21 protein-coding genes are annotated in these 19,739 nt (G+C 58.3%); 20 read left to right on the top strand and 1 reads right to left on the bottom strand.

Features of this window, described 5'->3' with window-relative positions:
* The first annotated feature begins 4 nt into the window (after positions 1 to 4).
* The 19 genes from ABTV29_RS22590 (at position 5) to ABTV29_RS22500 (ending at position 16,342) form a co-directional block, all read left to right on the top strand.
* The gene (locus tag ABTV29_RS22590; RefSeq protein WP_433766872.1) at positions 5 to 259 is read left to right on the top strand and encodes an EscS/YscS/HrcS family type III secretion system export apparatus protein; all 255 of its coding nucleotides are present in this window, start codon (positions 5 to 7) and stop codon (positions 257 to 259) included.
* 4 nt (positions 260 to 263) lie between these two features.
* A complete protein-coding gene (sctT, locus tag ABTV29_RS22585; RefSeq protein ID WP_433766871.1) occupies positions 264 to 1,070 on the top strand; it encodes a type III secretion system export apparatus subunit SctT in 807 nt (268 codons plus the stop codon).
* Positions 1,045 to 2,079: an EscU/YscU/HrcU family type III secretion system export apparatus switch protein gene (locus ABTV29_RS22580; protein ID WP_433766870.1), complete on the top strand. Its 1,035-nt coding sequence runs from the start codon at positions 1,045 to 1,047 to the stop codon at positions 2,077 to 2,079. The genes sctT and ABTV29_RS22580 overlap by 26 nt, the downstream gene beginning before the upstream one ends.
* 239 nt (positions 2,080 to 2,318) lie before the next feature.
* Complete coding sequence (gene sicA / locus ABTV29_RS22575; protein ID WP_433766869.1) at positions 2,319 to 2,801, top strand: type III secretion system translocator chaperone SicA; 483 nt, start codon at positions 2,319 to 2,321, stop codon at positions 2,799 to 2,801.
* 2 nt (positions 2,802 to 2,803) lie between these two features.
* Positions 2,804 to 4,576 carry a type III secretion system translocon subunit SctE gene (gene sctE / locus ABTV29_RS22570; RefSeq protein WP_433766868.1) on the top strand — a complete coding sequence of 591 codons (1,773 nt, stop codon included), beginning with the start codon at positions 2,804 to 2,806 and terminating at the stop codon, positions 4,574 to 4,576.
* A gap of 96 nt (positions 4,577 to 4,672) precedes the next feature.
* Positions 4,673 to 5,722, top strand: a complete 1,050-nt coding sequence (locus ABTV29_RS22565) for an IpaC/SipC family type III secretion system effector (RefSeq protein WP_433766867.1) — start codon at positions 4,673 to 4,675, stop codon at positions 5,720 to 5,722.
* Positions 5,723 to 5,734: 12 nt separating this feature from the next.
* Positions 5,735 to 6,814, top strand: coding sequence for an IpaD/SipD/SspD family type III secretion system needle tip protein (locus tag ABTV29_RS22560; protein WP_433766866.1), 1,080 nt, complete (start codon positions 5,735 to 5,737; stop codon positions 6,812 to 6,814).
* 109 nt (positions 6,815 to 6,923) lie between these two features.
* Positions 6,924 to 7,220, top strand: a complete 297-nt coding sequence (locus ABTV29_RS22555; protein WP_433766865.1) for an acyl carrier protein — start codon at positions 6,924 to 6,926, stop codon at positions 7,218 to 7,220.
* 186 nt (positions 7,221 to 7,406) lie between these two features.
* Entirely contained in the window at positions 7,407 to 9,050 is a 1,644-nt protein-coding gene (locus ABTV29_RS22550) for a winged helix-turn-helix domain-containing protein (protein WP_433766864.1), read from the top strand.
* The gene (locus ABTV29_RS22545) at positions 9,047 to 9,499 is read left to right on the top strand and encodes a transglycosylase SLT domain-containing protein (RefSeq protein ID WP_433766863.1); all 453 of its coding nucleotides are present in this window, start codon (positions 9,047 to 9,049) and stop codon (positions 9,497 to 9,499) included. The genes ABTV29_RS22550 and ABTV29_RS22545 overlap by 4 nt, the downstream gene beginning before the upstream one ends.
* A gap of 122 nt (positions 9,500 to 9,621) precedes the next feature.
* Positions 9,622 to 10,794, top strand: coding sequence for a PrgH/EprH family type III secretion apparatus protein (locus ABTV29_RS22540; RefSeq protein ID WP_433766862.1), 1,173 nt, complete (start codon positions 9,622 to 9,624; stop codon positions 10,792 to 10,794).
* 11 nt (positions 10,795 to 10,805) lie between these two features.
* A complete protein-coding gene (gene sctF, locus ABTV29_RS22535; protein ID WP_433766861.1) occupies positions 10,806 to 11,066 on the top strand; it encodes a type III secretion system needle filament subunit SctF in 261 nt (86 codons plus the stop codon).
* A gap of 60 nt (positions 11,067 to 11,126) precedes the next feature.
* Positions 11,127 to 11,435 carry a type III secretion system inner rod subunit SctI gene (gene sctI, locus ABTV29_RS22530; RefSeq protein WP_433766860.1) on the top strand — a complete coding sequence of 103 codons (309 nt, stop codon included), beginning with the start codon at positions 11,127 to 11,129 and terminating at the stop codon, positions 11,433 to 11,435.
* Complete coding sequence (locus tag ABTV29_RS22525; RefSeq protein ID WP_433766859.1) at positions 11,432 to 12,154, top strand: EscJ/YscJ/HrcJ family type III secretion inner membrane ring protein; 723 nt, start codon at positions 11,432 to 11,434, stop codon at positions 12,152 to 12,154. The genes sctI and ABTV29_RS22525 overlap by 4 nt, the downstream gene beginning before the upstream one ends.
* A complete protein-coding gene (locus tag ABTV29_RS22520) occupies positions 12,141 to 12,707 on the top strand; it encodes a secretion system protein (RefSeq protein WP_433766858.1) in 567 nt (188 codons plus the stop codon). The genes ABTV29_RS22525 and ABTV29_RS22520 overlap by 14 nt, the downstream gene beginning before the upstream one ends.
* Positions 12,679 to 13,398, top strand: a complete 720-nt coding sequence (locus tag ABTV29_RS22515; protein WP_433766857.1) for an oxygen-regulated invasion protein OrgB — start codon at positions 12,679 to 12,681, stop codon at positions 13,396 to 13,398. The genes ABTV29_RS22520 and ABTV29_RS22515 overlap by 29 nt, the downstream gene beginning before the upstream one ends.
* Entirely contained in the window at positions 13,388 to 13,825 is a 438-nt protein-coding gene (locus tag ABTV29_RS22510; protein ID WP_433766856.1) for a hypothetical protein, read from the top strand. Before ABTV29_RS22515 ends, ABTV29_RS22510 begins: the two co-directional genes overlap by 11 nt.
* Before the next feature lie 215 nt (positions 13,826 to 14,040).
* A complete protein-coding gene (locus tag ABTV29_RS22505; RefSeq protein WP_433766855.1) occupies positions 14,041 to 15,240 on the top strand; it encodes a hypothetical protein in 1,200 nt (399 codons plus the stop codon).
* Between the two features lie 82 nt (positions 15,241 to 15,322).
* Entirely contained in the window at positions 15,323 to 16,342 is a 1,020-nt protein-coding gene (locus tag ABTV29_RS22500; protein WP_433766854.1) for a quinone-dependent dihydroorotate dehydrogenase, read from the top strand.
* A 250-nt stretch (positions 16,343 to 16,592) separates the two neighbouring features.
* Here ABTV29_RS22500 and rmf read toward each other — a convergent pair whose 3' ends face one another.
* The gene (rmf, locus tag ABTV29_RS22495; RefSeq protein WP_003223300.1) at positions 16,593 to 16,808 is read right to left on the bottom strand and encodes a ribosome modulation factor; all 216 of its coding nucleotides are present in this window, start codon (positions 16,806 to 16,808) and stop codon (positions 16,593 to 16,595) included.
* 528 nt (positions 16,809 to 17,336) lie between these two features.
* Between rmf and rlmKL the strand changes: the two genes are divergently transcribed.
* Positions 17,337 to 19,601, top strand: coding sequence for a bifunctional 23S rRNA (guanine(2069)-N(7))-methyltransferase RlmK/23S rRNA (guanine(2445)-N(2))-methyltransferase RlmL (gene rlmKL, locus ABTV29_RS22490; RefSeq protein WP_433766853.1), 2,265 nt, complete (start codon positions 17,337 to 17,339; stop codon positions 19,599 to 19,601).
* Positions 19,602 to 19,739: the final 138 nt, after the last annotated feature.

The raw sequence follows: 19,739 nt of genomic DNA, 5'->3' as shown, positions 1-19,739 counted from the left end.
GCTCATGAACGATCTGGTCTATGCCGGCAACAAAACCCTGTATCTGATTCTGTTGATGGTGGCCTGGCCGATCATCGTGGCCACGGTGGTCGGCCTGGTGGTCGGGTTGATCCAGACCGTGACCCAGTTGCAGGAGCAGACGTTGCCGTTCGGCTTCAAGCTGCTGGCGGTCGCCGGGTGCCTGTTTTTGCTCTCGGGTTGGTATGGCGAAACCCTGCTCGATTTCAGTCGTGAAGTCATGCGCCTGGCCCTGGGTTAGGTTGATGCCGGTGACTCTGTTTTTCGATCTGTACGCGTTGTTCGCCGCTGCGATTGTCGGTGTTGCGCGCCTGGCACCGATCTTTTTCATGCTGCCGTTTCTCAACAGCGGGGTGCTCACCGGGGCGCCGCGCCAGGCCGTCATTGTCCTGGTGGCGCTGGGGTTCTGGAGCTATGTCGGTGTGCCGTTGCCGGCGCTGGATAGTCTGGCGTTCTTCGGCCTGGTATTGCGCGAGGCAGGGATCGGCGTGTTGCTGGGGTGCCTGTTGTGCTGGCCATTCTGGGTGTTGCACGCCATGGGCAACCTGATCGACAACCAGCGCGGGGCGATGCTGAGCAGTACGGTGGATCCGGCCAACGGCGTGGATACCTCGGAACTGGCGAACTTTCTCCAGCTGTTCGCCGCTGCTGTGTACCTCGAAGGTGGCGGCATGCTGTTGATGCTCGAGACGGTTGGCCACAGTTACCGCATCTGCATGCCGGCGAACGGCTGCGAGGTGCACGTGCCAGCCTTGCTGAGCCTGCTGGATGCGCTGGTGAGCAAGACGCTGGTGATCAGCGCGCCGGTGGTGGCAACCCTGCTGGTCAGCGAGGCGTTGCTGGGCTTGCTCTCGCGATACGCGCCGCAAATGAATGCATTCTCGGTGTCATTGACGGTCAAGAGCCTGGTGGCGCTGGGGGTGTTGATGCTGTATTTCGGCGTGCACCTGCCAGACGAAGTGCTGCGCATGGGCTTGAAGCCCGGGGCGTTGGAACACTATCTGGGTGCAAGCGGGGAGGGTGGCGATGTCGTCCAGCGCCTCGAAGACTGAGAAGCCCACCGCCAAGCGCCTGCGCGATGCTGCTCGCAAAGGGCAGACCTTCAAGGCCAAGGATCTGGTGATCACCTGCCTGACCCTGTGCGGCATCAGCTACATGGTGTTCAACAGCTCGCTGATTGAAATCATGGAGGTCTATCGGCGCATCATCGCCAGCGGCTTCGACGCTGACTTGCAAAAGTATTCGGCGACCCTGGTTGTAGTGGGGCTCAAGGCGTTGCTGCCGCTGTTGCTGGTGTGTGTCCTGACCAGCGCATTGCCCGCGTTGCTGCAAAGTGGATTTGCCCTGGCCAGCGAAGCCTTGAAGCTCAACTTCGGCGCGCTGAACCCGATTAATGGTTTCAAGAAACTGTTCAGCCTGCGCACCGTCAAGGACACGTTCAAGGCGCTGTTGTACCTGGGCAGTTTTGCCATGGCGCTGTGGATCGTCTGGATCACCCAGCGGCAATTGCTGTTCGCCCAACTGTTCGCCCAGGCACCGGACCTGTTCGCCATCTGGGGGCATCTGCTACTGGTACTGGTGCTGGCGTTTCTGGGCTGCGTCCTGTTGATCGTCGTACTCGATGCCTTGAGCGAGTACTGGCTGTTCATGAAAGATCAGATGATGGACAAGGACTCGGTCAAGCGCGAGCACAAGGAACAGGACGGCAATCCGCAAATCAAGGGACGCCGTCGCGACCTGCATCGGGAATTGCTGTCGGAGCAGATCAAGTCCGTTATACGCAGCTCGCGGATGATCATCGCCAACCCGACCCACATTGCCATCGGTGTGTACTTCCGCCCGGAAATCACTCTGCTGCCGTTCATCTCCCTGATGGAAACCAACCAGCGCGCCCTGGCTGTCCGAGCCTATGCCAAAGAAGTCGGTGTACCGGTGATCCACGACATCGCACTGGCCCGACGGATCTTCAAGACCCACCAACGCTACAGCTTCCTCCAGGTGCAGGAAATCGAAGAAGTCCTGCGCCTGCTGATCTGGCTCGAACAAGTCGAACAAGCCTGATTCCCATGACCCGCCAACTGTGGGAGCGAGCTTGCTCGCGAAGAGCGAGAGGGCGCTGCGTTCATTCAGACAACCAGCGTCATCGTTGACGTCCATCGCGAGCGAGCTCGCTCCTACAGAGAGACGGGAGTCTTTATCCATTCGGGTGTCGGCATGAGCGCAATTTGGCAGCGTTCTCCCCGGCGCTTCGGCTCAATGCATGGGTCAGCAACGCTGACGTTTTTTCAGGAGTGTGGCTGATGAGTCGCAACAACAAACAAGCTGAACAGGTCGCCCTTGAAGTGGTGGATGCGGTACTCGCCGGTGCGCCGTTGAAGGATGTGCAGGGCATCAGTGATGAGCAGATGAACAGCCTGTACGCCTTCGCCTACCAGTTTTATGAGCAGGGTCGGCTGGACGATGCCGAGAAGTTTTTCCACTTCCTGTGCATCTACGACTTCTACAACAGCCATTACTGGATGGGGCTGGCGGCGGTGCACCAGCTCAAGCAGAACCATCAAAAAGCGATCGATCTGTACGCGATCGCTTTCGCCCAAGGCAAGAGCGATTGGCGGCCGATGTTTTACACCGGCCAATGCCAGCTTGCCCTGGGCAGGGTCGGCAAGGCCCGGCTCTGTTTCGAATACGTGCTTGAGCAAGCCGCGCAAGACGATCTGCGAGATCAGGCCCGGGTGTATCTCGACACCCTGGGGCAAATGGAACAGCACTGTTCGGAGGACTGAACATGAGTGAAATCACAAGCACCTTCAATCCGGTCATTCAGGGGGTATTGAGCCGAACTGAAGCCTTTGAGAAATACGGCAAGGCCGCCGCCGAGGCTGCCAGGACGGCGGATTTTCAAAAGGCCGGCCAAGAGGCGTTGGCCGCACTGATGTCGGTGAGTTACGAAAGTGGCGAACACCGTCACTCCACCGCCGGTTCGGTACGGCCGCAGTTGCATGCGCCACCGCCGCGCGCCGACGGCAATAGACAGGAAACGGACGGCGATGTGTTCACGCTGTTGATGGCGCTGATCAGCGAACTGTTCAGCGAGATTGACGTTAACAAGCTGAAAAATCGCCTGGCCATGCTGCAAACCATGGCCGGCGCGAAACAGCAAGGTCTTGAAAAACTGTCGGCTGAATACAACGCCGCGGTTGAAGCGCTGGCAGCGGCCGAGGAGGCGGTTGGCGGCAGCCAGGAAAAACTCGAGAAACTGCGCGAACGGGTTGAGCATTTTCAGGGCTTGCTGGAAGAAAGCGAAGCCCGCCTGGCCGGGCTCGATCCCGAGTCACCGGAATATGCGAGCGAGTTGGCGCGACGTGACCAGCTCAAAGGTGAGCTGGCGGAACATACCCAGACGTTTCAAAAAGCCACTGATGCCCATCTGAAACTGATCGAGATTGCCAACACTGCCGCCAAATCCGTCGCGGCCATAACAGCCCGGGTAATGGAGGCAGGGCTTGTGGGGCCTGGCGTCAAGGCCATGCAGGAGAAGGCGCTGAGCAGCAGCGGTCAGGCACTGCTACTGCGGATGAAGGTCATCGAAATGCTCGGCGAGGCAGCGCAGAACAAGGAAGAACTCAATCAGGATGTTTTCCTCAAGCTGCAGGCCAAGATTCAGGAGCACATGAAGCTTGAGTCGGAAAAGTATCTGGAAGAAGTGCGCAAGGCCGAGGCGCTGCAAAAAACCATGGGCTGCATCGGTAAAATCGTTGGCGCGATATTGACCGTGGCGACCATTGCCGCCGGCGTATTGACCGCCAACCCGGTGCTCATCGCCGTGGGCGTGATCGGCGCGGCGGTGATGATTTCCGATGCGGTGGTCAAGGAGGCGACGGGCGTTTCATTCATGGAGCAGGCCATGAAGCCGCTGACCACGGTGATGCAGGAGGCCATCAAGCTGTTCACCGAGCTCTATACCAAATTGCTGATAGCTGTTGGCGTCGACGAGGAAACCGCGAAAGACATCGCGCAAATCGCCGGCATGATCCAGGGGATTGCTTCAACGATTGCAGCCGTTGCGCTGGTGGCCGTGGTCGGGGTGCAGGTGATCGGCCCCATGATCGGCGCCATCGCTTCGAAACTGGCTTCGGTAGTTGCTCAGGCGGCGCCTGCGGCGATGCAGGCCATGCGGCAATTGGCAACGTCGCTGGGCAACTCGATGACCCAGTTGCTGACGCAATTTCGCGGCTTCATCACCCACGGCGCCGACCCGGTGACCCTCGCCCGTTACGCCGCCAATCTGGAGATTGCTCAAGCCGTCACCGAGTTCGGCAATGTGGCGGTGCAGGGCGGGTTGCAGATCAGGAGCGGTATGCATCAGGCCCAGGCTGCCGAGCATCTGGCCGAGGTGCGAGTGCGCACGGCGATCAGTGAAGAAATCAGCTCCTACCTCACCCGGTTAGTCGAGGACTACGGCAAGGCAATGCAAGACCGGACCCGGCAGATCGAGCAGCTGTTTTCCGATATGCAGCTCAGCCATTCCGTCAGCCTGCACATGGTTCGACATGTTTGATCGGATAAGTAAAAGGAGTTTTTGATGACGACCATTAACACTGCTGTCAGAACCGCACCACCGGTATTGGCTCACGATCCGGTCAACGATGCTGGCTTGAGCGAATTGATTGCCCAGGAACAGTTTTCGAAGGAACTCAAGAGCAAGCGCCTTTCCGATTCGGCATTGATGGACCGAATCACAGGAAATCAAATACTGCAGAGCGATGAGTCGAGAGCGCCTGACGCTAAGGAACTCGCTGAGGAACTTGCCAAGGCAATCGATCGCCACGAATCCACCGAGTCCGACTGGCAAGATTTTGTCGTGGCGATGAGTCTGGTTAACGATGAAGTCAGAAACGACCTTCTATTCGACCCCGGTGCCTGGGAGAAACATGCCAACGTATTGGTGGCAGCCATCATTGCGCTGAGCATCTCGCGGGTGGCCAACGCCCATCTGCGCGGGCATTTCAGCGTCATGGCGGCCGATGCCGCCAAAGCGCAGGGCGCCGCCATTGTCGAGTCGGGCAAGGCCGCATTGAACGCGGCCATCACAAACGCCGTGGTTTCCGGTGTCATCGCCGGGTTCGCCATGATCAAAAACCTTCAGGGACAAGCGTTCAAACATGCGGACATCAACCTGAACAAGCGCGATTCACTCGACGCCAGCAACATCAAGCGTGACCTCCAGCGGGATCGCAACCGCGATGACTGGGACCCGCAAACCACCTACAAAATCAAGACCTTCGATGACTTGGGACGCATGACGTCGTTCAATCTCAAGCCCAAGGGCTCGACGCTGACACCTCAGGAACAGGCCCTGTTCGACAATGGAATCCTCAACGCGCAGAAGGTAAGCAAGACCTCGGATTGGCAGAGCGAGATGGGTGCCAAGAGCATCGAAAGAAAACTGGAAATCGGTCGCTTCCTCAACGCCATGGCGATGAGCATGAGCCAGATGATATCCAGCGCCGTTCGCATGACCGAACATGCGGCGCGCGAGCAAGAGGTATTGCAGCAAAGTGTGCAGAACACCCAGAAGAGTTTGAGTGATGAAGTCGCCCAGAAAGATGCGGCCGAGGAGAAATTGCGTCAACAACTGGTGGAGATGATGGCACAGATCAGCCAGTCGAAGATTGGAGTCATTGGCACAGTTGCGAAGGCTTGATGAGGGTTCAGCATGAGAATTAACGATTTCACCCCGCCACTACCAACAGCAGTCGATTTCAATGCGACCGCCGACGCACCTTTACCACCTGAAATGCCACCTGAAGTCCACGCCGCTTTTTCCCTGACGCAATTGCTGGACCGCTCTATGAAAGCGTTTAATCGCAATCTCGAGAATATGTTAAAGGTCCAGCCGAATGCCCAAAAGATGGCCGAAGTGTTACTCGCCGGAGGAACTGCGGAACTGGTCATCGCCGAGTTCATGGAGCAAGTCCATGCCAAACGTATCCGCTCACAGATGTTCACTCAGCAGTTGCAGCAGTGTGGCGCGGTCATGACCCACTGCATGGCGGCGATGCCTGGGGAGCAGCAACAGCAACTTGTTGGAGAGCTGCAACGCATCTGGAGTGATCTGTTGAGCAGACCTCTCCCGGATGAGATCGCAGAAGAACTGGATCCTGGCGTGAAATCATCGAATGATTTTTTCGACAAGCTGCTCGAACTCATTGACCTGATCAAGAACGGCTACCTGGCCGGGTATGAACACATTCTCAAGGCCTATTCGGCTTTCTTTTCTGACTTCAACGCGGAAATAACCGCGGTGATGAAGGACTGGATCATAGCCATCGATGAAGGTAAATACATCGCAGTTTCAACCGGTCCTTTTAGAGCCGCTCTGGAAAAACTTATACAGAAGTACACCCTGCCAAATCCTGCCGCCGTGCTGTTCCCGAAACCTGGCCAAGGAGGCGCGAGCAAGGAAGAGGCGGAGAAGTGGCTAAAAGCGTTGGGTTTGCCTGAGAGTTGTCTCGTGAAAAACCCGGATGGTTCCTATTGCGTTGTCATTGATACGGGACCGTTGCGTCTCATGAAGGACGGCTTGCCGGCACAGGATTTCGTGCATTGGGACCCCTCCAGATTCCAGTCCTGGCAAACCGGTTTCAACGCCCAGGAGGAGCGCATGAAAAACCTTTTGCAATCCCTCACGCAGAAGTATTCAAATGCCAACGCTTATCACGACAACTTTAATAAGGTTCTCTCTTCGCATCTTAATCAGTTCGCAGACATGCTTAAGGCCATGCTGAATTTTTGATGTGAATACGGACAACATGTAGTCAATAAATTTTAATGTCACTGGGCGGGCGCATCGCTGGTTCGTTTGAATCTGGCTTGCACCTGCCATTTACTGCATTGGATAAAAGATGTCGGATGATCCGCGTGCTGAACTTGAAATTGAACATCAAGTCATCAAAGTATTGTCGAATTATTTTCCTGCGAGTCACCACAAGATAGGAATGAGTTCACGATTGGTCCAGGATTTATATATGGATTCCATAGGCTTTGTTGAGGTCGTATTAGCGCTGAATGAAACGTTCAATATTGAACTGCCTGAAACGGAGGCAGGAGAGTGGAAGACAGTGAAGGATATCTGTCTGTTGGTGAAGAAAACAGCGTATGTGCTTCCTTGCAGGGGTGAGCTTGCTCGCGAAGGTCGATAGCGATATCGCAGGCCTACTGGCGAAAATACCTACAACTTTCGTTGAGAATTCGCGGGGTTGTAACGGCATTAGTCCTACGGATTAGTCCCGGCCATCTTCCTATAGTCACGCCGCTTGTCATCTTGAGCCTGCCCACCCACAGGCTTATTTGCGCTTCAGTACCTTTCTATAGAGAAGTCTCAGAGTATGGACAGTGCAACTGATCAGATGCCGGTCAGGTCATTCGTTTTTGACTGCTGGCAATTGCAAAGCGATGGAACGCTGATGCGAGATGGACAAGGAGTTCACGTCCCACCCAAAGAATTGAACGTATTGCGCCTGTTGTTGAAATCGGCGGGTGCGGTCGTCAGCAAGGACCATTTGCTGGACCAGGTCTGGCCCGAAACGGATGCTGCCGAAGAGTCGTTGACCCGCTGTATTTACACACTGCGCAAACTGCTCCGGGAGAACAAGGATTTCATCGCGACGGTGTATGGTCAGGGTTATCGATTCACCTCTCCGGTTGTCGAACTCGATGCACCGGGACAGGCGCGGGCCACGGTGCCTTCACTGGCCGTTCTGTCTTTTCGCAATTTGGACGAAACAGCTGCGCTGGATTTGCAGGATGTGATGATCCGTCAATTGACCATGGCTTTCGGCGGGGCATTGCATGTCATTCCTTCGGGTTTGATGGGCGTCTGCCAAAACCCTGTCGATGTGCGTTCGCTGGTTGGGCAATTGTCGGTGGACTACTACCTGAGTGGGCGCGCTACCGGCACGAGTGAGCAACATCAATGGTCGGTCGAGTTGATCCGTGGCAGTGATCAGGTGCTGTTGCATGGACAGACGCTGGACGCCCGTGACCTTGGGGAGGCACTTGGCGCGCTGACGTGTCTGGTTGCCCAACACGTTCCGCGGTTGCGTCCCGTCGGAGATTCCTGCCAGTCATATCCGGCCGCAGTGGCCTATCTCAATGGTTTATGCCGCCTGTATCAGCACACTCCGCAAAGCCTGCGCGATGCCCTGGTGCAGTTTCGCCAATGCCTTAAACAGGATGTCGGGTACGCACCTGGCTGGTGCGGATTGGCAGATGCCTGGCTGGGGCAGGCGATGATCGGTTTGTGTTATCAGGGCCGGGCGATTGAAGAGGCCCAGGCGGCAATATCTAACGCGTTGGCGCTTGACCCTTCCAGTCCTCTGGTGTTGACGCGCCTGGCCCTGCTCACCAGTCTTCGCGGCTGCGAGCAGGCTGCCCAGGTACTTTTCCGACGCTGTTTATTGACGGCCGATCAAGCTGACGCTCATTACTTCCATGCGTGGCATCACTGGTTCTGGCGCCGCGACGAGCAGGCAACGCAAAGCATCGAAACGTGTTTGCAGCACGACCGTGATTGCGTCCGGGCGCAGGTCTTGCGGGTTCGCATCGCTCTGTCGCAAAGCCCGACGCAAGCACTGTTCCTGGCTCGTCGTTCATTACCGCGATGTGGGGGGAGCAATCCGTTGCTGGTCATTTTGCACGCTGTGGTGTTGGCATATTTCGATCAGCATGCGGCTGCCTGGCATGAGCTCGAGCAAGCCGGCCTGATTGAAAACGCTATCGGGGAACAGGGACTGGCTGCCTGGAATGTGCTGTTCGGAGGCAATCCGCTCATGGCCCGCAACCAATATGCAAACTGGTTGCGCCTGATGAAGCCGCAAGCCATGGATGGCGTGCCGTTGCAGGGTGGATCGGTGGTGGCCCCCCTCTGGCAATCGTTGCTGCGTGCAACCGATGTTCGCCATCAGACGCCGGCGCTCGACTTCCGGGTCAGGGAGCAATTGGCGCCAGATGACGGGCGGCGTCTGGCATGAATCCGCGCAGGATCAAGTGGCTGCTCATCGTCGCGTGTTTTGGCGCGGGGCAGGTGCAGGCTTTTTGCTGGAGTCAGGCTGCGCGGCAGCATTCCATCGAGCCCGAACTGTTGCGGGCGATTGCCGAGGTCGAGTCCGGACAAATGCCGGATGCAATCAACTACAACAAAGACGGCACGCGCGACATTGGGCTGATGCAGATCAACAGCCGTCACCTCTCTCGCCTGGAAAGCCAGGGTATTACCGAGCAGCGCTTGCTGGCAGAGCCCTGCCTGTCGGTCGAAATCGGCGCTTCGGTACTGGCCGGTTTCATCGCTCGCTACGGTTACAACTGGACAGCAGTGGGCGCCTACAACGCCGGTAATTCGCCGCGCCGGCAAGCTGCGCGTCTTCGTTATGCGCGCAAGGTGTGGCAGCGCTATCGGGTGTTGGCCCAGGCGCGCGAATGAGGACGCAACGCTGGCTGAAGATTCTGATCCCCTGCCGGGTTTCATCGGCAGAATTCGATCAGGAATCCTTCAGCCAGCCTTCCTAACATACCCGTTCATTTCACAGCTCTGGAGCTTGAACGGTGACAGTTCTGACGGCCCCCACCCAGCAGTCTTGCGTAGTTCGGATACTCAACGGTCCGCTGCAGGGCTGTGAATTCCCTCTTGGCGAAACCTCGACCTTGTTCGTGGTAGGCGCTCTGGAATTGCTCGGTGATGGGGCAATGACTGCCAGCGTCCCGGAGGATGCCATCTTCATTCCATTGGAGCAGGGCGGGTGCAATTTCGAGGTACTGGCCGATCAAGTCACACCTGATGGTCTGCCAGTACGCGTGCTCAATGATTGCGGCGAGTTACGCCAGTGTGCCTTTCAGACCTGGGTACAGATCGGTGGTCTGAAAATCGCCTTGCGCCCTGAAGGCCAATCCTGGGCGCCCGAACTTCTGCAGCAGCAACAGGCCGACTCATCCGCTGTAGAGGCTGTTACTGGGCGACGCAGCCCCATTACTCGATGGATCGCCGGCGGCATGGCGCTGGCTGCGCTGGTCACGGTGGCGAGTGTCTGGTCGTTACCGGCGCCGACACCCGAAACCGATATTCGAGCGTTGATCGCAGGCGCCAGTGCGCAGGTCGAGGTGCTGCGCGGGCGTGACGAAGCGGTTTATGTCTTTGTGAATTCCGAACGCGACGCCAGCTGGAGTCGACAAGTGCTGGTGCGCCACAAAACGCCGGACAGCCAGGTGCTGGTGATTGACCAGGAGCGCCGTCGGCTGGAGCAGTTGCTGGTCGATCATGATCCGCAATTGGCCTGGCATTCGCTCGACCTCAAGGACCCTTCGATGCCGCGCCTGCTGCTCAGCACCCAGCGCAACCTGTTGACGCCCCTGAGGCAGAAAGAACTGTCCGATGCGCTGTTGGCGGCTGCGCCCTATGCCCGGGATATTGCGGTGCAAATGCAGGATGACCACCTGCTCGCCGACCTGGCGCAGGAAGGATTGCAACGCCTTTCACTGGCCTTCGATCGGGTCGAAAGCGAGGACAGTGTCACCTTTGCCCTGGTGGGCAATCTGCAGGATTCCGAGTTGGCCGCTGCTCGTCAGTATGTCGATGGTTTTTACCGACAGTGGGGTGATCGCTACGTGCATTTCACTGTCGCGCTCACGGACGACGCGCTCAAGGGCAAGTCGTTTCAAACCGGCCCGCAGGGCTACATCAAGATGACCTCGTCATCCTGGCACTTTCCAACAACCCACTAAAAAGGTGACGCATGGCTGACATTGGTATTCCGATCGACTTTCCCGATGACTTTCTCGGGCGTCAGGCCGAGGCATTTGAAACAGGTGCCATGGGACTGAAGGATGCTCTGGACAAGGCGTTGGAAGAATTGAAGAAAGATGCTTCTGACCCTGGCAAGTTGGCTGCCTACCAGACCGCATTTTCCTCCTACACCGTGTTCCGCAACGCCCAGACCAACACGATCAAGGGCTTCAAGGATATCGACATGGCGATCATCCAGGCGGCGCGCTGACCCTTCCTTCATTGACCGGCCATCGGTGTATGACGATGGCCACTTTCATGAGTGCATCGCATGTTTTTAGAAAGCATTTTCCTGTCCGACATCGAGCCTGCATCTTTCACTGAGCTACGCAGTCCGCAGGAAGGCCCCATCGTATCCCTGGAGTCACGATTGATCGACGCGTTCGCCGGTTCCGCGGTCAACAGCGAGCAGGACGTTTCAGCGATCAATCAGATGCTGCAGCGCCCGGATATCACCAACCCCGAAGTACTGGCTCAGTTGCAGGAGATGACCGGGCAATACAACGTGGACATCAACTTGCTCAACGTGCTGGTGCGCAAAGCGGTGGGCACGGCCGAAACCCTGTTGCGCGCATCATGAAGCCAGGCGTGTTGTTGATGCTGTTGTGCCTGGCGCTGGCAGGCTGTCGCCAGCCGAATCTGCTGGAGGGGCTCGACCAGCAACAGGCCAATGAAGTGCTTTCGGTGCTGCAACGCAACAACATCGCAGCGGTAAAAGTCGACGCCGGCAAATCCGGTTACGCGGTGAAAATCGATCAGGTCGACTTCTCCGCCGCTGTCGATTTGCTCAACCTCTATTCGTTGCCTTCAAGGCCTCGGCTGCAAGTAGCGGAAATGTTTCCTGCCGACTCGCTGGTGGCCTCGCCCCGCGCTGAAAAGGCCCGGCTCTATTCGGCACTGGAGCAGCGCATCGAGCAGTCGCTGGGCGTGCTTGAAGGCGTGGTCTCGGCACGGGTGCATGTCAGTTACGACCTGGATGCCGGCGAAGGCGGGCGCAAGTCACCGCCGATCCATCTGGCGGCAGTGGCGATCCATGAACGCGACGTTGAACCGCAATTGTTGATCACCGACATCAAGCGATTTCTCAAGAACAGTTTTGCTGCGGTCGAGTACGAGAACATCTCGGTCATTCTGTCCAAGCGTTCGCCAACACAGCATGTCGCGCCGTCCGCGGCGGCAACGCAGGGGCAAGCTCACTGGGTGTGGTCGCTGGCCCTGGTGGCCGGGTTGTTGTTGGCCGGCGCTGCAGCCTGGTCCTACCGTCAATCGAGTGCAGGGCAGCGTGATGACAAACGCTGAACGTCTACAGGTCATTCTTGCCGAGCCGTTGAGTTACCTGCATCCGCAGCGCTTGTCCCTACCGGCGGGATTTGATGGGGCGCCGGCACGAAAGCGGCTCAACGGGATACTGCTTGAAGGTCTCGCGTTACAAGCGCCATGGCCTTCGACACCGCTGACCGCTGTGGCTGCTCAATGGGTCCGTCATTGGCGCAGATTGCCCTATGTCGCAAAGTTGATGGGCGCTTATCGCTTGATGCCCGAACTGGCGCGCGGCGCAGCCTTGTCATGCCTGCCAATACCGGTGCGTCGGTTCGCCGGTTACAGCCAGGGAGCCAGGAGCGGTCTGCCGATCGAGCGACTGCCTGTTTCTGCGCAGCAGGTCGAAGCCGCCGGTTTCAATGCGTTATGGAGCTGGCACCAGCAGGTGCCCTCGAGCTTGCTGCAACGGCTGGTCTTGCAGTTTCCCGAGCCGGTCGTTCGCCTGCACGAGCAATGGCCGGTCACAGAACCCGATACAGCCCTTTTCTTTTTGGCGGTGCAGCATGCTCGACGCTATTCGAACACTGACTGAAATTCCCGAGTCCGACGATGTGCATCTGAGCGGCGAAGACATTGCCGCCGAGCGTCGACGCCGCGTGTTGCAGCAGCAGGCCCGGCGCTGGGCCCGTGACTGTGTCGACCAGGCCCGATATGACGCCGAGATGATTCATGCCCACGCCTTTCGGGAAGGTTATGCCGAGGGCATCTTGCGCGCGACCGGGCACCTGGCGGCTGGCTTGCAGGAGTCCCAGGCGCTCGGGCTGCAGCTGCGTAAAAATCTGGTGCAGGCTGCCCGCGATATGCTCGTACAAGTCTTGAGTCGCCCCGAATGGCTGGACGAAATGCTGGAGCGTTGGCTGGCGGAGCAGTCCGGCGATTGCAGTGCCGTGTTGCAAGTGCTGCTGCCGACGCAATATCAGCCGCAGGCCAATGCAATGCGCGAGCGTTGGCGCAGGCTTTGGCCTGGCGAACTGGTCCTCGACTTTCACCCCCAGGAGCGTTGCGTGGCGCGACTGGCGGATCAACTGCTCGAATTCGATATTGAAGCGACCCGGCAACGCCTGGAACCGCGGTTGTTGGCGTGCGTCGCCAAACTGCCGGAGTCGGTTCGTACCCTGGACCATGCCTCCATGCAGGCGCTCACGGACCTGTGCTCGAGCTTCGCCGGGCGCAGTGCCGGCTCCACTCAATGTGTCCCTGGCGAGGCCTGTGATGAAGATTGAAACCGTGAGCGGTTCCAGGGCGTTCGAACGCAGTGGGATCCCGTCGGTCGAGTCCCTGGAGTCGCGCCTGCTGGCAGCCAGCCAAGAACTACCTGCAAGCAAGCGCCCGGATCCTGAGTTCGAGCGTGTGTATCAAATGTTGTTGGCCATGGAGGGGCAGGGCGCGAAGGCGATTTATGAGTTTCTTCGTTCACTGCGGGGAGCGGATGGCCAATCACCTGCCTACAACGGTGCCAAGGCGTTAATGGCCATCACGCAACAGCTACTGGTTCGCTTGAAAGACGAAAAGTTGAGCGACTCGCTGCTTTTCAAGGAGGTCATGGGTGCCAACACCCTGGCGTTCAGTGTGGAGCTTTTTATGAAGAGCTTCATTTTTGATGTCTTCCAGCCCAAGGGTGACGATTCGTGGGAGAAGAGTGAGTGGTGAGCGGCACATTCCAGGTACGACATCCTTAATCAAAAAGAGGCATGGCAATGGTTCAATCGATTTCGGGATCGGTAGTACGAGACATTGCATTACCCGACACCCACGCAACAACGCACAGTTCAACTGCGCTTGACCCATCAGCGTTTGCTCAATCCCCGAGTTTTCGGATGGCCACTTTGGGGACGCCGAGGCAAATCGCAGCCAGCATGGAGTTGATGAACCGTGCAGTGACGACTCAGATCGGGGAGATCTACAGGCAATTAGGTGAGACTGACCAAAATGTGGTGGGTAGGGTCACCGCATTCATCGATCAAGATAGAAACTTGCCCAGGGAACCTGTTGGAGAGTTCTTTGACCGGGTCTATTCGTTGACTACCGCAGACACCGAACAAACCCGCGAAAGTCGAATGCAAACCATGCTTCAAGCGGGCATGGAGTGGCTTGAAACGGCCAAAGGCCCCGGGCTCAATCTGCTTCATATCACCGGCCGTACGGGTTTGATTGTTGCGTTCAGTGAAGTGCTGCGCCAGGTCGTGAATTACCACATTGAGCAAGCCTTGCGCGAAGGCGATTCCACTGAAGCCACGCGCGCGTGGATGGTCGCCGCTATTTCAATGGTTGGACCGGCGTTGACTTTGATTGGAGCCATTCGACACGAACGTGACGGGACGGCGAGCCCGGCGTCGCGACTGGGGCGTGTCGGTATGGCGGTTATTTCAGTGGGCGCACTGATTTTGGCGCATTCGACCGGTGCAACCAGTACGTTGTTGCCGGCAGTGGCCGGTGGAGTGATTTACACGCTGGTCAGAGGCCTGCTTAACGCCGTGTTTCCTCTAACGAGCAATGCAGGGGCCGCCAACGCGCGGAACACTGGGGCCACAACCGCTGCTTATGGCGCGGCTCAGTTTTTACTGGCGGAGTTGGGGCAAATGGCCCCCCTCAGCGGCGCCGCACGAGCTGCCGCGGGGCTTGGCTACAGCCTGGGGGCAGATGCAATTAAAGGGGCGTTGAACGGCTTTGGCATGGCCCTGGATGATGTCCTCACCGTTGTCTTCAAAAGCCTGAATATGTTGAATCCGTCCCTGGGACGGGACTCGGTGTTGTTTGACCTTGAGTCCTGGAGGCAAACGGAGGTGAACGTGCGCGCCGGCATACAGCTACCCACCGCGGCGCAGTTAGGCGATGCGGCTTTTGATATTGGGGCGATGCGACTTTCGGCGGGACATGCGATCAGTTTGGTCGTTGGCGCGGTAGGTCATTTGCTGAGTGAGTCCGATCTCGATGAAGGTTATCAGGCACATATCCTGACCGGCTGTCTGGCAATGATGGCGATGTTGATCTACTTCCCGCTGATCTTTGGCAGTGGCAAACGGACTGACAATACCTACGCGCTACAACAGATCGAAAGCCCTTGAGCCCAGGCAAAGAGGTCGCCTGTCGACCTCAACCCCGGCTATAATCGCCGCCACTTTTCGCCGCCCCGAGTCCAAGCCGCCCATGTACACCCTGGCCCGTCAGCTGTTGTTCAAACTTTCCCCGGAAACCTCCCACGATCTGTCCCTGGACCTGATCGGCGCAGGCGGGCGTCTGGGGCTCAACGGTTTGCTGTGCAAGGCGCCGGCGAAAAAGCCGGTGACGGTCATGGGCCTGGACTTCCCCAACCCTGTGGGGCTGGCGGCCGGCCTGGACAAGAACGGCGCGGCCATCGACGGTTTCGCCCAGTTGGGTTTCGGTTTCGTCGAAATCGGCACCATCACCCCGCGCCCGCAGCCGGGCAACCCCAAGCCACGGTTGTTCCGCCTGCCGGAAGCCGAAGGGATCATCAACCGCATGGGCTTCAACAACCTCGGCGTCGATCACCTGCTGGCCCGCGTCGCGGCGGCCAAATACAAGGGCGTGCTGGGCATCAACATCGGCAAGAACTTCGACACGCCGGTCGAGCGCGCAGTCGACGATTACCTGATTTGCCTGGACAAGGTCTATGCCCACGCCAGCTATGTGACGGTCAACGTCAGCTCGCCTAACACCCCGGGCCTGCGCAGCCTGCAATTCGGTGACTCGCTCAAGCAATTGCTGGCCGACCTGGCCACCCGCCGCGCCGAGCTGGCGCTGCGTCACGGCAAACACGTCCCACTGGCAATCAAGATCGCCCCGGACATGAGCGACGAAGAAACCGCACAAGTTGCGCAAGCGTTGATCGAAACCGGCATGGACGCGGTCATCGCCACCAACACCACCCTGAGTCGCGTGGGCGTCGAGGGCATGGAGCATGGTGACGAGGCGGGCGGTCTGTCGGGTGCACCGGTTCGCGAGAAGAGCACCCATACCGTGAAGGTGCTGGCGGCGGAACTGGGCGGTCGCTTGCCGATCATCGCAGCGGGCGGCATCACCGAGGGCAAGCATGCGGCGGAGAAAATCACCGCGGGTGCGAGCCTGGTGCAGATCTATTCGGGCTTCATCTATAAAGGCCCGGCGTTGATTCGCGAGTCCGTGGATGCCATCGCAGCCCTGCGCTGAACCCTTGTAGGAGCGAGCATGCTCGCGATGGACTGAAGAACACCGCGTGTTTCCAAAACGCACGTGTGATCGTTACCGTCCATCGCGAGCATGCTCGCTCCTACAGGTGATTGTTTTGGGTAAACGATCAGGCATAAAAAAGGGCTCCTTTAAAGGAGCCCCTGGGCCGGAGCCCGCCGTCCGGATGGGACGTGCGTGGTTAATTCGTTAACTGATCAGATTGTCGTGTCGGAAGAATGTGTGCCCTGTGTTAGCCGACAGCGTGAAGTTCGTTGAGTCTGTGGATTCCCGCAGTGCCGGTCATACCGTCCCAGTTGTCGCCGCGTCCTTCTCGCCAGCCGTTGATCCAGGCTTGACGTACCGACGGTAGAGTAAATGGGCAAAGCTCACGGGATTTACCACCAACCCCATATTGATAGCCGCGCAAAAATGCTCGTTCCAAAGGATCACGCTTAAGTCTTCTCATAGGGTGTTGCCCTCACTTGTTGACTGTTTTTATCGCGTCGACCTCTATCGAGGTCAGGCAGAAAGACTCTGCCATTTGGGGCCCGCTGCCGGCGTGGCGAGCCAAAGTGTTGGCGTCATGGCGGCGCCAACCTGTATTGATTTCTAACCAATGCGTCACATCGAGGGAATGATCGTTTTGTCATAAGAACGTAACCAAAAAGATGCTACGGCCATAAGTAACACGATGTTGTCCCGTTTTTATTGATCAAAGCCCTGTATGATCGGCCCCCCGCAAGATGAAGGGGTTAATCCTTTGCTGAGAATGTCTCGCGTTGCAATGCGACAGTTTTCGACGAAGGGTCGACTTATGACATTTTATTGCATCAACTTTTTTATCTGTCCTGGCATCTAAGCTCTTTTAACCCGAGCAGTCAGGGTGGAACGGCACACCTTCGTGCCACGCGGGCGCTCTTCGAGAAAAGCGCCTGATTGAAAACCGGGCCGGCAATGCGTTGTCGGTCCACTCAGCTAAAGGCTACGTATCCTCATGTCCGATCGTTTCGAACTCTTCCTCACCTGTCCAAAGGGCCTTGAAGGCCTGCTCATTGAGGAAGCCGCCGGGCTTGGCCTTGAGGATGCACGTGAGCACACCTCTGCCGTGCGCGGCATGGCTACCATGGAAACCGCCTATCGCCTGTGCCTGTGGTCGCGCCTGGCCAACCGGGTGCTGCTGGTGCTCAAGCGTTTCCCGATGAAAAACGCCGAAGACCTCTATCACGGCGTGCACGACATCGACTGGCAAGACCACATGCTCAATGACGGGACCCTGGCCGTGGAGTTCAGCGGCCATGGCTCGGGCATCGACAACACCCACTTCGGCGCCCTGAAGGTCAAGGACGCCATCGTCGACAAACTGCGCACCCCGCAGGGCGATCGTCCATCCATCGACAAACTCAACCCGGACCTGCGCATCCACCTGCGCCTGGACCGTGGCGAAGCCATTCTCTCCCTCGACCTCTCGGGCCACAGCCTGCACCAGCGCGGTTATCGTCTGCAGCAAGGTGCGGCGCCGCTGAAGGAAAACCTCGCGGCGGCCATCCTGATCCGGTCCGGCTGGCCCCGTATCGCGGCCGAAGGCGGCGCGCTGGCGGACCCGATGTGCGGTGTGGGGACATTCCTGGTGGAAGCGGCAATGATCGCCGCCGATATCGCGCCGAACCTGCGTCGCGAGCAATGGGGCTTCACTGCCTGGCTCGGCCACGTGCCGGCGCTGTGGAAAAAACTGCATGAAGAAGCTGCCGAACGTGCCGCGGCCGGTCTGGCCAAGACACCGCTGTGGATTCGCGGATATGAAGCCGATCCGCGCCTGATCCAGCCGGGTCGCAACAACGTCGAGCGTGCCGGCCTGAGCGATTGGATCAAGATCTACCAGGGCGAAGTCGCGACCTTCGAGCCGCGCCCGGACCAGAACCAGAAAGGCCTGGTGATCTGCAACCCACCCTACGGCGAGCGTCTGGGCGAAGAGGCGAGCCTGCTCTACCTCTATCAGAACCTCGGCGAACGCCTGCGTCAGGCCTGCCTGAACTGGGAAGCGGCGGTGTTCACCGGCGCGCCGGACCTGGGCAAGCGCATGGGCATTCGCAGCCACAAGCAGTACTCGTTCTGGAACGGCGCCTTGCCGTGCAAGCTGTTGCTGATCAAGGTGCAGCCGAGCCAGTTCGTCACCGGCGAGCGTCGTACCCCGGAGCAGCGTCAGGCCGAGCGTGAACAGGCTGCGTACGATCAGTCGCCGAACGAGCCGCAAGAGCGCAAGTACAACAAGAATGGCAACCCGATCAAGCCGGCCCCGGCGCCTGTGATCGAGCAGCCGCGCCTGAGTGAAGGCGGGCAGATGTTCGCCAACCGCCTGCTGAAGAATCTCAAGGCCCTGGGCAAATGGGCCAAGCGTGATGGCGTCGATTGCTACCGCGTCTACGATGCCGACATGCCGGAATACTCCATGGCCATCGACCTGTACCACGATTGGGTCCACGTCCAGGAATACGCCGCGCCCAAATCCATCGACCCGGAAAAGGCCTCGGCGCGCATGTTCGATGCGCTGGCGGCGATTCCGCAGGCGCTGAACATCGACAAGAGCCGCGTGGTGGTCAAGCGTCGTGAGCGCCAGAGTGGCATCAAGCAGTACGAGCGCCAGGCTGCCCAAGGCAAGTTCGTCGAAGTCAATGAAGGCGGCGTGAAGCTGCTGGTGAACCTCACCGATTACCTCGACACCGGCCTGTTCCTCGACCACCGGCCGATGCGCATGCGTATTCAGAAAGAGGCCGCCGGCAAGCGCTTCCTCAATCTGTTCTGCTATACCGCCACCGCCAGTGTTCATGCGGCCAAGGGCGGTGCACGCAGCACCACCAGCGTCGACCTGTCGAAAACCTATCTGGACTGGGCGCGGCGCAATCTGTCGCTCAACGGTTTCTCGGACAAGAATCGCCTGGAGCAGGGCGATGTAATGGCCTGGCTGGAGAACGCTCGGGACGAGTACGACATGATCTTCATCGACCCGCCGACCTTCTCCAACTCCAAGCGCATGGAAGGCGTCTTCGACGTGCAGCGCGACCAGGTGCAACTGATCGACCTGGCCATGGCACGCCTGGCAGCCGGCGGTGTTCTGTATTTCTCGAACAACTTTCGCAAGTTCGAGCTGGAGGCCAATCTATCTGAGCGTTACGCGATCGAAGAGATCACAACCCAGACCATCGATCCGGATTTTGCCCGCAATGCCAAGATCCACCGCGCCTGGAAAATCACGGCTCGTTGACGCTTGTTGTGATTGGATCCACAGAGCCTTGATTTTAATGGGCTCTTGGATTCCCTCGGTACTGGTCAAATTAGTGGCTAATAGCTATAACTCAACTCAGGGCCAAAGGGCTTTCCCGCACCTGGCGTTCTGAGTTGT

It is taken from the genome of Pseudomonas putida (genome assembly GCF_050989985.1).
GTDB classification, from domain to species: Bacteria; Pseudomonadota; Gammaproteobacteria; order Pseudomonadales; family Pseudomonadaceae; genus Aquipseudomonas; species Aquipseudomonas putida_AI.
This window is presented reverse-complemented; position numbering and strand designations above follow the sequence as displayed.

Bases quoted from the DNA above. Each gene is read 5' to 3' on its own strand.
- ABTV29_RS22590 (WP_433766872.1), top strand. From the start codon at position 5: ATGAACGATCTGGTCTATGCCGGCAACAAAACCCTGTATCTGATTCTG.
- sctT (WP_433766871.1), top strand. From the start codon at position 264: ATGCCGGTGACTCTGTTTTTCGATCTGTACGCGTTGTTCGCCGCTGCG.
- ABTV29_RS22580 (WP_433766870.1), top strand. From the start codon at position 1,045: ATGTCGTCCAGCGCCTCGAAGACTGAGAAGCCCACCGCCAAGCGCCTG.
- sicA (WP_433766869.1), top strand. From the start codon at position 2,319: ATGAGTCGCAACAACAAACAAGCTGAACAGGTCGCCCTTGAAGTGGTG.
- sctE (WP_433766868.1), top strand. From the start codon at position 2,804: ATGAGTGAAATCACAAGCACCTTCAATCCGGTCATTCAGGGGGTATTG.
- ABTV29_RS22560 (WP_433766866.1), top strand. From the start codon at position 5,735: ATGAGAATTAACGATTTCACCCCGCCACTACCAACAGCAGTCGATTTC.
- ABTV29_RS22555 (WP_433766865.1), top strand. From the start codon at position 6,924: ATGTCGGATGATCCGCGTGCTGAACTTGAAATTGAACATCAAGTCATC.
- ABTV29_RS22550 (WP_433766864.1), top strand. From the start codon at position 7,407: ATGGACAGTGCAACTGATCAGATGCCGGTCAGGTCATTCGTTTTTGAC.
- ABTV29_RS22545 (WP_433766863.1), top strand. From the start codon at position 9,047: ATGAATCCGCGCAGGATCAAGTGGCTGCTCATCGTCGCGTGTTTTGGC.
- sctF (WP_433766861.1), top strand. From the start codon at position 10,806: ATGGCTGACATTGGTATTCCGATCGACTTTCCCGATGACTTTCTCGGG.
- sctI (WP_433766860.1), top strand. From the start codon at position 11,127: ATGTTTTTAGAAAGCATTTTCCTGTCCGACATCGAGCCTGCATCTTTC.
- ABTV29_RS22525 (WP_433766859.1), top strand. From the start codon at position 11,432: ATGAAGCCAGGCGTGTTGTTGATGCTGTTGTGCCTGGCGCTGGCAGGC.
- ABTV29_RS22520 (WP_433766858.1), top strand. From the start codon at position 12,141: ATGACAAACGCTGAACGTCTACAGGTCATTCTTGCCGAGCCGTTGAGT.
- ABTV29_RS22515 (WP_433766857.1), top strand. From the start codon at position 12,679: ATGCTCGACGCTATTCGAACACTGACTGAAATTCCCGAGTCCGACGAT.
- ABTV29_RS22510 (WP_433766856.1), top strand. From the start codon at position 13,388: ATGAAGATTGAAACCGTGAGCGGTTCCAGGGCGTTCGAACGCAGTGGG.
- ABTV29_RS22505 (WP_433766855.1), top strand. From the start codon at position 14,041: ATGAACCGTGCAGTGACGACTCAGATCGGGGAGATCTACAGGCAATTA.
- ABTV29_RS22500 (WP_433766854.1), top strand. From the start codon at position 15,323: ATGTACACCCTGGCCCGTCAGCTGTTGTTCAAACTTTCCCCGGAAACC.
- rmf (WP_003223300.1), bottom strand. From the start codon at position 16,808: ATGAGAAGACTTAAGCGTGATCCTTTGGAACGAGCATTTTTGCGCGGC.
- rlmKL (WP_433766853.1), top strand. From the start codon at position 17,337: ATGTCCGATCGTTTCGAACTCTTCCTCACCTGTCCAAAGGGCCTTGAA.